This is a genomic window from Calothrix sp. NIES-3974 (assembly GCF_002368395.1).
GTDB lineage: Bacteria > Cyanobacteriota > Cyanobacteriia > Cyanobacteriales > Nostocaceae > NIES-3974.
Map to the genome: position 1 here is coordinate 5,606,433 of NZ_AP018254.1, position 14,661 is coordinate 5,621,093.

The window sequence follows — 14,661 nt, forward strand, 5'->3', positions numbered from 1 at the left end:
ACCCTAGGAATTCTCGTTGTCGGTTGGGTTTACGTTTTTCAACTCGACCTACGCAATACTCAGGTTATTAAAGATAAATGTCCCTTCAATCAAGATCAGAGCGATAAAAACCCTGCTTCTGGTGTATGCGTCATAGTTTATTCCTCGCAGGGGTACTCACGTTGAGTTAAAATTCGTTACCGAAAGAATGGGTCTAAAGCCCCGTCCTTCTAGGACGACTTTTCTTTATCTTCAGGTTTCTAATGAGTTATCTAAGCACATCAGTTTTTGTTCTGCCGACAAATAAGCAGTAGTCTTCAAGGATTTGAAGTTCGTATTCTTCTACTCTAAAATCTAATCGTTTCTTCATACTATTGTACACAATAACGCTGTACAATAGTAGCATGAGAACACTACGATTTAAGTTGTACGAACACAAACGCAATAAACACCTCAAGCGAATGATTAACGCTTCTGGGGTGATTTATAACCATTGCATTGCCCTTCATCGTCGATACTACCGGATGTGGGGTAAACACTTGAGTTGTGCGAAACTCCAATCTCCTCCAATCTCATATAGCCAAATTGCGGAAGCGTAACTTGTTTTGGCAATCAGTAGGTTCTCAGGCAGTACAAGATATTTGCCAACGCATTGAGAAAGCATACCAATTATTTTTTAAACACAACAAGAAGGGGGTTCGTCCACCAGGATTCAAGAAAGTTAAAAAGTACAAATCATTCACCCTTAAGCAAGCAGGTTATAAGTTTTTAAGTGGCAACAAGGTAAAGATTGGTAATCGAATATATCAATTTTGGAAGTCAAGAGAGATAGAAGGAACAGTCAAAACCTTAACTAGAAAACGCACATCATTAGGTGAGTTGTTTATGGTTATTGTTGTTGATGATGCTAGCAATCCAGACGTTGAAATCAAGACAGGTAAAATCGCTGGTTTCGATTTGGGATTAAAGACATTTCTCACCTGCTCAGACGGCACTAAAATTGAGTCGCCCCAATTCTTCAAACAGTCACTTAATGCTATTAAAAAAGCCAGTAGGCAGCATTCCAAAAAGTTGAAAGGGTCAGCCAATCGAGAACGGGCTAGAAAGAATTTAGTACGCAAGTATGAGGATATTTCTAATGCTAGACGTGATTGGTTTTGGAAATTAGCTCACGACCTAACTAATAGGTTTGATGTGTTGTGTTTTGAAACACTCAACCTCAAAGGAATGCAACGTCTTTGGGGGCGCAAGATATCAGACCTGGCTTTTGGAGAATTTCTACAAATTCTAGAGTGGATTGCCAAAAAGAAAGGCAAACAAATCGTATTTATTGATCAATGGTATCCGTCTAGCAAAACTTGTTCTAATTGTGGACACGTTCTAGAAAAATTAGATTTGTCAGTTAGAAAGTGGCGTTGTCCGTCCTGTCAGTCAGTCAATGGGAGAGACGAAAACGCAGCTAAAAATATTTGTGCAGTTGGGGCATCAACTGTTGGGTTAGACGATTTAAGACGGACTTTGTCCGCAATCGTTGTTTGAGCCTAGAATCTCTGCCTTTGTAGGGCAGGGAGTATGTCAAAAACAAAATCTTTGTCAAAAATCTGCATTCCGTCGAAGATCATAAATCCCAATCGCTAATTGGCAATGAAATCTCTACGTCAGTTTACTCGGTGTCTAATCCATCCCGAATTCACTCCTACTGCAATTAAAGTCGCTTTAGTGGTTGGTTCCGTTTTATTTATGATTAACCACGGTAGTGCTTTCCTTTCCGGACAAATGAATCGTCAGCGCTGGTTGGCGGCTGGTCTCACCTATATTGTGCCCTATTTGGTGAATATTCACGGCCAATATGCCAGCAAAATTCGCCGTTAATCAAATAAATATCTAAGTGGTCTGTTGCCAGAATTTTGGCAAATCAACATATCCCTGCAAACAAAAAACAGCCCAAACTCAACGCCTGGACTGGATTAACTACTAACACACAGAGTCAACACACTTAAATACTGGAATCAAATATAACGATTATTTCCATAGATGACTAGCAGTATTATGTTCAAAACGCATTGATTCTATGCAAAAAATGCATATTTACTGCAACGAATTAAGCCATTACCATTCCCCCATCAACATTAAAAACTTGTCCAGTGATATAGGCTGCTGCGGGGTCTGTAGCTAGAAAGCGCACCATTCCCGCAATCTCTTCCGGTTGTCCAAAGCGTCCCAGGGGGATTAACTTGAGGATTTCCTCCGTATTCCCCAAATCATTTGTCATATCGGTGACGATAAATCCAGGTGCGACCGCATTTACCGTGATTCCCCGTGAGGACAACTCCTTGGCAACGGTTTTTGTAAAACCGATTACACCAGCCTTCGCCGCACTATAATTGGCTTGTCCAGGGTTGCCCATCAATCCAGCTACAGAGGTGATATTAATAATCCGTCCACTGCGTTGCTTCAGCATGATTTTACTGACGGCGCGAGTACATAAGAATACACCAGTCAGGTTGAGGTCAATTACAGCTTGCCAGTCTTCTGGCTTCATGCGTAACAGTAATGTGTCGCGGGTGATACCAGCATTATTGACTAAGATATCAATACGTCCAAATTTTTCGATAATGGCATTAATGAGGGTGTCTACCTGATCAGCTTGGGAAACATCAGCTTGGAGGGAGACAGCACTTCCCCCAGCACTAGTAATCGTTTCCACAACCCCATCCGCAGCAGCACTAGAAGCAGCGTAATTGACAACAATCGTAGCACCATACTTGGCTAATTCCAACGCGATCGCTCGACCAATTCCCCTGGATGCACCTGTAACTAGGGCCACCTGTGTGCGTAGTAACTGCAAGTTTTCTGGTAATAGTTCCATAGACAAAATTTTCTGGTAATTTTTCCCCAAAGGAATATCTTATGGTGATTTGGGGACTGATGGCAGAGGAATATATCTTTGCTGCTCCCCAGTGAATCAAAAGCTAAAAAAAATCGGGTTTTACCATACCATAAATCAGTGGCAAGGATTACCATTGAAATTAAACTATTACAACTGGTACATGTTATATGGCGATACAAAAGCAATTTAGTAGCTTTGAAGAAATGCTTACTAGTTCAGATTTGCCAGTGTTAGTCGATTTTTATGCAGATTGGTGCGGTCCGTGTAAGATTATGAGCCAAATCTTAGAACAGGTGAACGCCCAACTTCAAGGTAAGATTAAAATTGCCAAAATCGATACGGAAAAATATCCCCAACTAGCAAGTCAGTATCAGATTTATGCTTTGCCCACATTAATTCTGTTTAAAAATGGGGAGCCGATAGATAAAATCGAAGGTGTGATGCAAACATCTGATTTAGTTCGTCGTGTTCTCAGTTTAATTTAATTGTTTGGCCAGAAGTCGGGTTTTGATGTTTAGCAAAAACCGGGTGTTGCAGAATACAAATATGAATTGAAAATTTTACATTGTGTAGTAGAGACGATCCGTCGGGTCGTCTCTACCAGGTCAAATTTTGTCCAAAAACCTAGCTAATTGTTGATTAATCACTGCCACATCAAATCGCTGACTAGCGGTATAACGAGCATGTTCAGCAATCATGGCGGTTTTCTCTGGTTGGTGAATGCAGAGATTAATCACTTCAGCTAATTCTTCCACATTTCCAGGTGTAGTCAAAAAGCCGTTGACCCCGGATTCGACTAATTCCATCGCACCACCGGCTTTCGCCGCAACCACAGGTTTACCACATAACATTGCTTCCACAATCACTCTACCAAAAGGTTCTGCGGCTGTGGAAGTATGGGCTATTAAATCACAAGCCGACATTAATTGGGGAATATTGTGGCGAAAACCGAGAAATTTTACCCTTGTTTCTAAACCTAATTCTTGCACTTGGGTATGTAATTGTTGCACATATTTCTGTTCTCCAAATAGGGCATCTCCCACTAAAATTAAACAAGCTTGTTCTGGTACTTTTGCTAAAGCCGCAATTAAAATATGTTGCCCTTTCCACGGAGAAAGACGGCTAAAATGACCGATAATGAATTTATCTGTTAAGCCTAATTCTTGGCGAATTACTAAACTTTCCTGTTGAGGTATTTGATATTTATTTAACTCAAACCCATTATAAACAATCTCCACAATATCCTCTCTTCCTCCAGCTGCGACAAAAGCCTGCTTACTAGCCGAGGAATTTGCAATCACCAACTGGGCACGATTTGCTAAAGTTACGGCAATGCGGCGGTTCGTTGTACTAAAATGTTCTGGGGAGAGAATATCATGTAAATGGTAGACCAGGGGACGACGAGCCAAAAAGCTGGCGACAGCGCCAACAACCAATGCCTTTTGAGTATTAGCATAGATAATATCAAAATTCCTGGCTATGGGGACAACATTTCTAATCAAGGGTAGTAATTGCCCTAAACTCGCTAGACCCTGGGTTAAACCACTTTCCTTGCGTACCTGAATCGCTTGCTGGGTCAGGACTTGTACAGGAATTTGCTCTTGTTCTAACAATCGACGAAAATCCCCATCAGCAAACAACCCCACCAAACAGCGATCGCGTATTGGTTTGGCGATATCAATTAAACATAATTCTGCCCCACCGGGCTTTCCACTTTGGTCTAAAAATAATATTTTCATTAGTTAGTATGGGAAAATACAGAATACAGGAGGGTAAGTAGAAAGGACGTAAAAAAAATACAGGATATAGGTTAGAGGATGTTTTAAAAGTCCCTTCTAATACTTTACTTATCGTTTTTTGGGAATGGGGAGTAGCCGACAACGATAAATATACTGTTTGAGCCTATGTCACGTCTTCAATAAGTGGTTGATAAAGTATTTATTGACACTTGAGCAACATCCTCTGAGAAACTCGACTTTATCCATTTTTAAAAAACCTAAAACCCAACGCTGAAACCATTGCAAGATAGTTGTTTTAGTTTTTGGACTTGAGTGCAAATCTGTGACATGGAAAAAGTCTTTGCCAAAAAACCAGGATTTTTGCCGCATCAGGAAAGCCAAGTTCTTAATTTTGGATAAGGTCGAGCTTAGAAAATCCAAAATCCAACATCCAAAATCTAAAATCCAAAATCCCATGATTTCCACATTACCTAATACAACTTCAATTCCTAATCACGCGAATATTCGTTTAGATATTCGCACATTACAACCACAATTGGTGGAATGGCGACGTAATTTTCATCAAAAACCGGAATTAGGCTTTCAAGAACAACTAACGGCAGAATTTATCTGTCAAAAATTAAAGGCATGGGGAATCGAACATGAATCAGGTATCGCCAAAACCGGTATTGTTGCCATTATTCGTGGAGAAAAGCCAGGTTTCGGTAAGGTTTTAGCAATTCGAGCAGATATGGATGCTCTACCAATTCAAGAACAAAATCAGGTTCCCTACCGTTCCCAACATGATGGGATAATGCACGCTTGCGGTCATGATGGCCATACCGCGATCGCTCTGGGTACTGCCTATTATTTACACCAACACCGCGATCGCTTCAATGGTATCGTCAAAATTATTTTTCAACCAGCCGAGGAAGGTCCCGGTGGTGCAAAACCCATGATTACCGCAGGTGTTCTCAAAAACCCCGATGTCGATGCCATTATTGGGTTGCATTTGTGGAATAATTTACCCTTGGGAACCGTAGGAGTACGGTCAGGCGCTTTAATGGCGGCGGTGGAATGTTTTGACTGTACCATCCTGGGTCAGGGTGGACACGGGGCCATGCCTCACCAAACCGTTGATTCCATCGTCGTGGCGGCTCAAGTTGTGAATGCCCTCCAAACCATCGTTTCCCGCAATGTTAACCCCCTCGATGCTGCGGTCGTCACCATTGGCGAACTCCACGCCGGTACAAAACGTAATGTTATCGCTGATACTGCGAGGATGTCCGGGACAATTCGCTATTTTAATCCCGATTTAGCAGACTTTTTTCAAAATAAAATTGAAACAGTGATTGCAGGTGTCTGTGCTAGCAATGGTGCAAAATACGATTTTCAGCATTATCGTCTCTATCCCCCGGTGATTAACCATCCCGATATAACCCACCTAGTTCAATCCGTTGCGACTCAAGTAGTGGAAACACCCCTAGGTGTAGTTCCTGAATGTCAAACAATGGGAGGGGAGGATATGTCATTCTTTTTACAGGAAGTCCCCGGCTGTTACTTTTTCCTCGGTTCTGCCAATCCGCAGCTAAATTTAGCCTACCCCCACCATCATCCCCGTTTTGACTTCGATGAAACAGCCTTAGCAATGGGTGTAGAAATATTTGTTGGATGTGTGGAAAAGTTTTTAAATAATTCGTAATTTGTAATACCCGCTACGCGGGAAGCAAGCTACGTACGTAATTTGCAATTTGTAGGAAATAGAAGTTTTTAAAAACCTCCTAGTGTGTTGAGAAGAAAATCATTAAACTTGGAACCAGTCAGTTATTGATTGTTTTCTCAACTAATGAGTGAAATTACTTTAAACCTTATACCCATTTAATGTAAAGTTGCACATAATTTGAACCCACTCCTTCACCTACGGAGAGGGAGAAATCCAGTCTCCTCCCCTTAGCTTACTTCCCGTAGGGTAATCGGGGAGGGTTACGGTGGGGTTCTTTCTATGCGTCTTCATATTAAATTGGTATTGTCTTTCAAAATCATTAATTCACAGAGATTATAGCGTTTAATATCGTTTACGCTAATGATTGCTACATATCAGCAGCTATAACCGTTGAATCGTGTATGGAAAAATTGCTCAATAAATTAATAATTCGTAATTACGAATTACGAATTACAAATTACGAATTAAAAAGATACTCTAATTAGCAAATAAATTATTAATTAATTCCTCCGCAGGATTAACTTCGGTTTCTGGATTGGGGGATGGAGTTGGTGAGGAATGGGATTTTTCCCTTTCCTTTGTTGCTGGAGGGGAAACCTCCGATTGCGGAATCGGGTTTTCCGGAGTTTTTTGTTGAGAAAGTCGTTCATTGGCTTTTTGCAACAAAGGATTAATCTTGTCACGCCAATACTGAATATTGGGAGAACCCTGGGGATTTTTTTGAAGTTCCTTGACCTTATCCCAATTTCCTTGAGCGATCGCTTCGTCAATATCTCGAAACACCTTTTCAGCCTTTTCCCATTCCTTTTGCCATTGGGAAATGGTTTTTCGGGTATCCTCTATCCCTTGGGGAACCGACCGCAGTAAATCAATTGCTCCTTGAAAATCACCCGACTCGTACTTTTTGCGTGCTTGTTCCAATACCTCCACCGGGTTTATCCCTGTTGGTTGGTTATTTGGGGTCTGCTGTGGTGCTGGTTGGGGAGGAATTCTCACACTTGCAATCGGTTTGGGAGCAGGACGGTCAGCAATCAAATTATCATCATTAACAACCTGAATGGCTACACCGCGATCGCGTAAACAAGTTCCCCATTCCTGATTGTTCGCAATTACACTCGAATGGGTCCAAGCTGTCTGACCAGAATCTAAACGTAACTGCACCCAACCCTTCTTGGTACGAGTTCCCGTCACTTCCAACTTAGTTCCGCGATTGACGGTTTTGAGAATTGTTTGGGAATTAATCGCACTCGGTTCCGAACGAATATTTGCCGTCCCACCAATTTCTGCCATACAAGCTTGGGAAGACAATGGATCATTTTTTGTCCAATTCGCCGTCAAAGCTTGAAAATTCTGCACCAACATCGGTGTAACTGCGGCAGTTCCCCCAATCAAGAGTAACAAAACAAACAGTTGGAGAAAATCAAACTTAGTCTGCTCCCGTTTTATGGGTGTCGGTGTCGCCACAACCGCAGATGCAACAGGTTGGCGATGTTTAGGAGCAACAGCCAAAGTTTGTTGACGAGAATAGGGGGAATTAACCCGAACCATTGCTCCAGTAGGTGTTGTCACAGAACCCGAACTCGCCAAAAATGCTTGGGGTGCGATCGCATTTAAAGCTCGCAAAGCCTCCCCAGCATTTTGATAACGGTCTTTAAAATGGTAACGCACCATCTTCCGTAACACTTCCGCCAACTGGGGACTAATGGGAACCAAATGTTGCCAGATAAATTCCCCCGTATTCGGGTCTTCCTGTAAATCCATTGGTGAAACCCCAGTCAAAGCCTGAATCGCAATCATTCCCAATGCATAAATATCACTATTCGGTCGAGGTTTACCCTGTCCCTGTTCCGTCGGCATATATCCAGGTGTACCAATCGCTACCGTTGCCGTTGATTGTCCCCCCATATTTACCCGCGCTGGATAACCCCCAGGAACCCGCAATTGTTTTACCGCTCCAAAATCCACCAACACTAATTTATTATCCGTGGTGCGGCGAATAATATTATCTGGTTTAATATCCCGGTGAATTACCCCCTGAGCATGAACAAAATCTAGAATACTTAAAATTTCATGTAATAAATAAAAAACCTGCGCCTCGCTCCAGCATTGGCCAACCACTAATTCTTCACTTAGAGTATGCCCTTGAATAAACTCTTGAACTAAATAAAATTCCTGATTTTCATCAAAATAAGCTAACAACCGGGGAATTTGGTCATGATTACCCAACTTTTCCAGGGACTCAGCCTCACTTTGAAACAACCGCTTGGCAGTTTCAAATAACTTCGCATCACTACTTGCTGGCTTCAAATGCTTCACCACACAAATAGGATTACCAGGTCGCTTAGTATCCTCCGCAATATAGGTTTGACCGAAACCCCCAGTCGCCAAAACCTGAACAACTCGATAACGTCGGTCTAGTAGTGTGCCAATCATACTTCCTCCCTCCCCTGTCCAAATACCGATTTAATCGTGGATTTAATTGTGACGGTAATGAATATCTCCAAATCTTTCACGGTAAAATCCGCTATGTTGAGAAAAGATTTAACCAAAATCCAGTTTTTTATCAATACACATTTCCATAGTCGCATTTATAACCATGCCACCAAAAATCACTGACCCTGTTATGTGGAAGCAAGCCGAACTGCTGATGCAACCCGCCTTTATTCGGGTGATTGATAATATCCGCAAAACATTGGATACATCAGCATGGAAAGGAAGTTATCAAGAAGTAATGGTTTGGGCTGAAGATACAACGGAGGATGTCAAATTACAGGTCAAACAGTTGCAAACTGAATTAGAAACTGCTATTCCCCAACGAGCTGTCGAAATTCGTCAAACCCTAGCCAAACTACCGACACCCCATCCAGGATATCATCTGTGCTTGCAGCGTCAAGAGCAGCAAATACAAGTTGATCTATGGGAATTGTGCTATCAAGTCTGTTTTCTCGATTACGCACCTAATCAAGAACACGTACATATAGATACTAGTCTAATCGATATTACGGGTGATGTGGATTGGAATGCCCTTGATTTTAAAGCCAAAAGGTTAATTACCAACTTGTTCGCAAATCTACCCGCAATTGGGGAATAGGAACCACGGGTGCTTTCTGGAGCAGGGGAAATAGGAGCAGGACCTACGCAACGCAGACGCGCTATGTGCGTCTACACAAAAATCCTGCGATCGCTTCCCGAAACGCAGTTTCCGTCGTCATGACAAATCTTCATTGGCGTAAGTCCTGTAACCTGTATTTCTCACGAGCAAGTGATAAGGGTTGGTCATGGGTGGTTTTTCCTACTACTCCCGTACAGACGCGATATATCTCCCCACTCCCCATTCCCTGAAGGTTTTAGGGGTTTGTGAGAAATCCGGGTGAGTATTATTAAATTTTCCCTCCCTTCCTTTTCTTCCTAATGACCCTATTCTGTCCCCAAAAAATTAGCAAAAAGTTCCGGATTCATATTTAGTATTTGCGGTTACAAATTGCTGAAAATCGATAATTAAAATAAGTTTATTTTTATTTCTAAAAAACTAAATATATGCCAAACTGGCAACACTCATAAATTGAATTTGTTATTCATGAGTATACCGGGGTTGTCATCGATTTTTATCTCCCAAAACCTCTGACAAAATCAAATTATGATTATATAATCGTCTTTGTGAATCTATTTAGGGAAAAATATAGAACTCCCATAGCAATCTGATTTAAGTAGTGAAAAATATTGGTTTTGACTGTGCCCTACGGTAAGTCTTCTCCTAGAGAAGTTGCGCTACGCGTGTCTACGTCTATGGCTGTTGACTGTCAACCGTTAACAGTCACCAACCCAACATGTAAGATTTTATAAATCCTCAACGAATTGCTATGGCAAGACGCAAGTAGGATTCCCATCGGATTGATAGTGTTAGTGCAGTTTATTAGCATTTGTGATTATCGAACTCTCAACACAAAAAATAACCGATGAACTGATATGCAATAAACATGTATCAAAAACCCAAATCGGCTATACTTTACACGGTCAATAGGTGAGCTTTTTGTTGAGATGGTTAATGCTTTGTCTACTGTCACAACTGTCAACTGTTAAAAAGCCCAAAGGGAAATATATCAGTGTGCAAAGTACATATATTATTGGTTATTGATTAAGAGTGATGATAAATTATCTTATTACCTAAATTTCTCACCCATCCCGATAACTTGCTCCTGAATAGGGAGTCCCACTCTTGAGCAATCCAGAATTAGTATCAGTGGATCACAATTAGGTCAATTCAGAATTTTAACCACCAGTTTAAGCGCATGATTGGTCAGTTACTAGCAGGACATTATCAAGTTCTTCAGGTCTTAGGTGAAGGTGGATTTGGACAAACCTATGTTGTCGAGGATATCCACCTTCCAGGTCATCCCCAGTGTGTACTCAAGCACCTCCAACCTCCTAGTACAGACCAGGAAAGCTTACAGATAACGCGAAAGTTGTTTCAAAAAGAAGCAGAAACCCTACAACTGTTAGGTAAACACGAGCAAATACCTCGCTTACTTGCCTATTTTGAAGAAAATCAAGAATTTTATTTGATTCAAGAATATATTTGTGGACACACCCTACGGGAGGAATTAATTCCTGGACAGTCATGGATTGAAAGCCAAGTCATTGAGATGTTAATTGAAATTCTCAAGATATTGGAATTTGTACATGGTCAGGGGGTGATTCATCGTGATATCAAACCAGATAATATTATTCGCCGTCAATCCGATGGAAAATTAGTATTAATTGATTTCGGTGCGATTAAACAATTGCGTAATCAAACTGCAATGGCGGTAGGTGCGCAACGGATGACTTTTGCCGTGGGGACACCCGGTTATATGCCATCCGAACAAACTCGGCGTTTACCCCGTCCCAGTAGCGATATTTATGCGTTAGGGATGATGGCAATTCAAGCATTAACGGGGGTAAATCCGCGAGAATTGAATGATGACCCGGATACGGGGGAAATTCTGTGGCAACATTTAACTCCTGTGAGTCCTGGTTTAACCCAAGTTCTGGAGAAAATGACGCGGTATCATTTCAAAGACCGCTATCAAAGTGCAACGGAAGTTTTAGCTGCTTTAGAAGAATTATCGGCTTTAGTGGAAGCTCCAACGGTGGTACCTGCTCAAGCAGGACAAACGATACATGAGTTAACTCTGTGTTGGCAGGATGGGGGGGAAACAAAAACCTATACAATTTTAGAAAACCAAAATAGTAAAAATCCCGGACGGATTCGGATTGGACGGGACCCCCAGGTGTGCGATATCGTCATTCCCGATTTATCCGTATCAGCCTTACATGCGGAAATCTTTTTCCATCCCCAGCAAAATCAGTTTTATTTACGTAATTTACGGCAAAAAAACCCCCCCATCCTCGACGGTAAATTATTATTAGCTGGGGAAATGCCACTGACGGCTGGGAGTAGTTTACGCTTAGGGAAACAAAGTTTTAAAGTCCAAGCGATCGCGATTAAAAAATATCCTGTTGGTTGCTCCCTACCGGCGGAAAATACCCACCAACCCGCACCATCATCGGTCTACGAACCCGTGGTCAAAACCGCACCTCCACAAAAAATCGTCTATTCTCGTACCCGCTCCGGTTCTCAAAATGTCTCCATTAAATCCCGGTTTCACCGTAAAAATCCCTGGCTATTGGGAACTGGTAGTGCGATCGCCCTCAGTTTAGTTGGTGGTCTGATGTTTCTTCAACCTGGTAAATCTGGTAATTCTTTCTCGGAAACCAACTTTATTGCTCTCCAACCCCAATGTCGGGAAATCAATCCCACCGGTGGTAATTTTCTGGCGAAACTCCGTCCCGAACCCCAAACAGAAGTTGGTTCCATGAGACAACTTAGCCACGGTGAAAAGGTTTTACTTGTCAAAGTTCAAGGGGATTTTGCCCAAGTCAGACTCGCAGATGGAACCCAGGGTTGGCTATTTGTCGATCAGGTTCGTCGCTGTCGGTAGTAGACCTGAATTGATCATTTTCCCCCCACACAAAAAAGGAAGACTTATTATTTTCAAGTCTTCCTGAATGCAAATTATTGAGCAAATATACTCAATTCTAGCCTTCCACAATCACTTTACCAACCATTCCGGCACCACGGTGGGGTTCGCAATAGAAAGTATACTCACCTGCGGGTGCGTCTGCGGGGAAAGTTGTTTCTAAAGCCTGTCCGGGATTCATCATTAATTGTTTGTGGGAAAGTGCTTTGGCTAAATCGGCACTTTTCGCTGGGTTTTTCACACTATCAAAAACGATGTTGTGGGGAGGTAACTTGTTATTCTCCCATTTAATGGTGTCACCAGGCTTAATCGATATTTTCGCAGGCTCAAATGCCAACATGCCTTTGTCACTTCCTAACTTGACTGTGTAGGTCTCAGCTGCTGCGGTGGGAGCAAATATCGCCAAAGTACCAGCCACCAACACCAAAGTCACCACCAATAAACCAATACGTCGGATTTGTTCTGCGATCGCTTTCATTAAATTCTCTCCTGAACTAATTTAAACCATCTTTTTTTAGTCCCATATTAAATAAATTTACACCGAAATACGACAACTTGTCATACTTAAAAGTTTTTTTAATTTCAGATAGCCCAAATCATCAGTCAGACTCACTTCAACTCAGATTGTTCACAAATCCCTCCCACTGCAAGGGAGTACGGACGCGACATGTCGCGTTTCTCCTAATCTTTGTCAACGAAGCCGCGAGGCAAATTTAACCGACTACACGAAAATCATCGTCCATCGCGTTACCATTGCACTCGCGTTTTCAGCCACAGGCATAGTCAAACAAAAACAAAACACTCAGGGATTAACATCAGTTAATCGAGTTAATCGAGCATTTTAGTAGTAAATTTTACCACCGCCCCATTTTTCACCAACTACCTTGGGTTGCATGAGGATATGTCCAGCGATCGCGACTAAATCCTCTTCTTTGAGGTTGCGCATTTCGGTGAAGATATCTGCACTTTTGAGACTGGGGTGAAGTTCGGAAATTTCCTCTTCTCCGTCGTAGGTGGTGGGATTTTTCATATAATCCACCAAGTTTTCAATATTATTGCGAGGTGGTGTTGCCAACGCCAAGGTTTCTGGGTCGAGACCCACGTTTTGGTTAGTTTTGGTGACACCACCTGCATGACATTGCGCACACGCATACTGGAACAGTTGCTTACCTTCCTTCACTTGTTTGAGGGAGAGGGTGAGTGTATCACCTTTCTCATTTAAAGGTACGGTACGAATTTTCGCATCAAGTTCCACCGCATTTGCACTGGCGATCGCAAACTGAAATGTTAATACTACCGTCGCCACAAATACGCCAATGATTCTTCTCAACATCTTTCCCCTTAACGATATTTGACGCTCAACACAGGATTTATTTCAAAGCAACTTAATGCAGTTGGCAATTTGTACGTCATTCCTAAAAACAACACACAAAATACCTGTTTCATCAGATAATGCCAGTGAAATTAAAAAGTCGTATTTAAGCTGCTGTTATACAAATATCACGTTCAGCGTTCAATTTGTCGTCCCAGCTACGATTACACCGTCAAAGCCTTCTCCCTCAACAGTTGCTCTACAAACTGATTCATTAAATTCCATGTCAAAAACTGTAATAAATTGTAATAAATTACCGCTTCCAGAAATTATCAAATTACCCAATGGGGAACCCACTCCCCAAGCAGAAATTCTCCTTTACAAGGACTTTTTCTCCGGCGTAAATGCCCAGTCAATTTATCAAGAATTATTAAATAATATTAAGTGGCGACAAGACCCCATCAAACTGTATGGGAAAGAAATGTTGCAGCCGCGATTAACCGCTTGGTATGGAGAACCGGGGGTAGTTTATACCTATTCGGGGATAACCATGTATCCCCAACCGTGGACGGATACCCTACTCCAGGTCAAACAGCAAGTAGAAATGGCTGTAAACATCAACAACACAGAGGAAGACAAACAAATCGAGTTTAACAGCGTCTTACTCAATCGCTACCGTCACGGTCAAGATAGCATGGGTTGGCATAGCGACGATGAACCCGAACTGGGAGCAAATCCCCTCATCGCCTCCGTTAGTTTTGGGGAGACCCGGAGATTTTTGCTACGTCATCGTCACGACAAACACCTACCCAAATTAGAAATTCCCCTCAATCACGGTAGCCTACTAATCATGGCAGGGCAAACCCAGCATTATTGGCAACACCACATCCCCAAAACCGCCAAACCCATCGGCGAACGGATTAATTTAACATTCCGGGTGATTCGTACAAACCCGTAGAGACGTAGCGGTGCTACGTCTCTACAACAAATATGGTTGACAGGTAGATATAGGTAAATTA

At 42.1% G+C, this 14,661-nt stretch carries 11 protein-coding genes and 1 pseudogene; 7 read left to right on the plus strand and 5 right to left on the minus strand.

Going from position 1 to position 14,661, the window contains the following annotated elements; genetic code table 11:
* The first annotated feature begins 383 nt into the window (after nucleotides 1-383).
* Nucleotides 384-1,518: pseudogene (locus CDC37_RS22320) on the plus strand (RNA-guided endonuclease InsQ/TnpB family protein).
* Nucleotides 1,519-1,623: 105 nt separating this feature from the next.
* Nucleotides 1,624-1,851, plus strand: a complete 228-nt coding sequence (gene nrtS / locus CDC37_RS22325; RefSeq protein ID WP_096625260.1) for a nitrate/nitrite transporter NrtS — start codon at nucleotides 1,624-1,626, stop codon at nucleotides 1,849-1,851.
* 229 nt (nucleotides 1,852-2,080) lie between these two features.
* Here nrtS and fabG read toward each other — a convergent pair whose 3' ends face one another.
* The gene (gene fabG / locus CDC37_RS22330) at nucleotides 2,081-2,848 is read right to left on the minus strand and encodes a 3-oxoacyl-[acyl-carrier-protein] reductase (protein WP_096625262.1); all 768 of its coding nucleotides are present in this window, start codon (nucleotides 2,846-2,848) and stop codon (nucleotides 2,081-2,083) included.
* 188 nt (nucleotides 2,849-3,036) lie between these two features.
* Between fabG and trxA the strand changes: the two genes are divergently transcribed.
* A complete protein-coding gene (gene trxA, locus CDC37_RS22335; RefSeq protein ID WP_096625264.1) occupies nucleotides 3,037-3,354 on the plus strand; it encodes a thioredoxin in 318 nt (105 codons plus the stop codon).
* Nucleotides 3,355-3,474: 120 nt separating this feature from the next.
* On the opposite strand, the gene CDC37_RS22340 is transcribed toward trxA, so the two are convergent.
* Nucleotides 3,475-4,608, minus strand: a complete 1,134-nt coding sequence (locus tag CDC37_RS22340) for a glycosyltransferase family 4 protein (protein ID WP_096625266.1) — start codon at nucleotides 4,606-4,608, stop codon at nucleotides 3,475-3,477.
* A 454-nt stretch (nucleotides 4,609-5,062) separates the two neighbouring features.
* On the opposite strand from CDC37_RS22340, the gene CDC37_RS22350 reads away from it, so the two are divergent.
* A complete protein-coding gene (locus CDC37_RS22350) occupies nucleotides 5,063-6,289 on the plus strand; it encodes a M20 metallopeptidase family protein (protein ID WP_096625270.1) in 1,227 nt (408 codons plus the stop codon).
* A 498-nt stretch (nucleotides 6,290-6,787) separates the two neighbouring features.
* Here CDC37_RS22350 and CDC37_RS22355 read toward each other — a convergent pair whose 3' ends face one another.
* Nucleotides 6,788-8,743 (minus strand): serine/threonine protein kinase, encoded by a 1,956-nt coding sequence (locus CDC37_RS22355; RefSeq protein WP_096625272.1) that lies wholly within the window; start codon nucleotides 8,741-8,743, stop codon nucleotides 6,788-6,790.
* 163 nt (nucleotides 8,744-8,906) lie between these two features.
* Here CDC37_RS22355 and CDC37_RS22360 point away from each other — a divergent pair, with 163 nt between their 5' ends.
* Entirely contained in the window at nucleotides 8,907-9,401 is a 495-nt protein-coding gene (locus tag CDC37_RS22360) for a hypothetical protein (protein ID WP_096625274.1), read from the plus strand.
* A gap of 1,198 nt (nucleotides 9,402-10,599) precedes the next feature.
* The gene (locus CDC37_RS22365; RefSeq protein WP_096625276.1) at nucleotides 10,600-12,291 is read left to right on the plus strand and encodes a protein kinase domain-containing protein; all 1,692 of its coding nucleotides are present in this window, start codon (nucleotides 10,600-10,602) and stop codon (nucleotides 12,289-12,291) included.
* Between the two features lie 97 nt (nucleotides 12,292-12,388).
* Here the strand turns inward: CDC37_RS22365 and petE are convergent, their stop codons facing one another.
* Together petE and psbV are read right to left on the minus strand one after the other, a co-directional pair.
* Nucleotides 12,389-12,808 carry a plastocyanin gene (gene petE / locus CDC37_RS22370; protein WP_096625278.1) on the minus strand — a complete coding sequence of 140 codons (420 nt, stop codon included), beginning with the start codon at nucleotides 12,806-12,808 and terminating at the stop codon, nucleotides 12,389-12,391.
* A 363-nt stretch (nucleotides 12,809-13,171) separates the two neighbouring features.
* Nucleotides 13,172-13,663 (minus strand): photosystem II cytochrome c-550, encoded by a 492-nt coding sequence (psbV, locus tag CDC37_RS22375; protein ID WP_096625280.1) that lies wholly within the window; start codon nucleotides 13,661-13,663, stop codon nucleotides 13,172-13,174.
* Nucleotides 13,664-13,925: 262 nt separating this feature from the next.
* On the opposite strand from psbV, the gene CDC37_RS22380 reads away from it, so the two are divergent.
* Complete coding sequence (locus CDC37_RS22380; RefSeq protein ID WP_096625282.1) at nucleotides 13,926-14,600, plus strand: alpha-ketoglutarate-dependent dioxygenase AlkB family protein; 675 nt, start codon at nucleotides 13,926-13,928, stop codon at nucleotides 14,598-14,600.
* Nucleotides 14,601-14,661 lie beyond the last annotated feature (61 nt).

Coding starts and splice junctions, on each gene's coding strand:
- petE (WP_096625278.1), bottom strand. CDS start 12,808: ATGAAAGCGATCGCAGAACAAATCCGACGTATTGGTTTATTGGTGGTG.
- CDC37_RS22340 (WP_096625266.1), bottom strand. CDS start 4,608: ATGAAAATATTATTTTTAGACCAAAGTGGAAAGCCCGGTGGGGCAGAA.
- CDC37_RS22355 (WP_096625272.1), bottom strand. CDS start 8,743: ATGATTGGCACACTACTAGACCGACGTTATCGAGTTGTTCAGGTTTTG.
- fabG (WP_096625262.1), bottom strand. CDS start 2,848: ATGGAACTATTACCAGAAAACTTGCAGTTACTACGCACACAGGTGGCC.
- CDC37_RS22350 (WP_096625270.1), top strand. CDS start 5,063: ATGATTTCCACATTACCTAATACAACTTCAATTCCTAATCACGCGAAT.
- nrtS (WP_096625260.1), top strand. CDS start 1,624: ATGAAATCTCTACGTCAGTTTACTCGGTGTCTAATCCATCCCGAATTC.
- trxA (WP_096625264.1), top strand. CDS start 3,037: ATGGCGATACAAAAGCAATTTAGTAGCTTTGAAGAAATGCTTACTAGT.
- psbV (WP_096625280.1), bottom strand. CDS start 13,663: ATGTTGAGAAGAATCATTGGCGTATTTGTGGCGACGGTAGTATTAACA.
- CDC37_RS22365 (WP_096625276.1), top strand. CDS start 10,600: ATGATTGGTCAGTTACTAGCAGGACATTATCAAGTTCTTCAGGTCTTA.
- CDC37_RS22380 (WP_096625282.1), top strand. CDS start 13,926: ATGTCAAAAACTGTAATAAATTGTAATAAATTACCGCTTCCAGAAATT.
- CDC37_RS22360 (WP_096625274.1), top strand. CDS start 8,907: ATGCCACCAAAAATCACTGACCCTGTTATGTGGAAGCAAGCCGAACTG.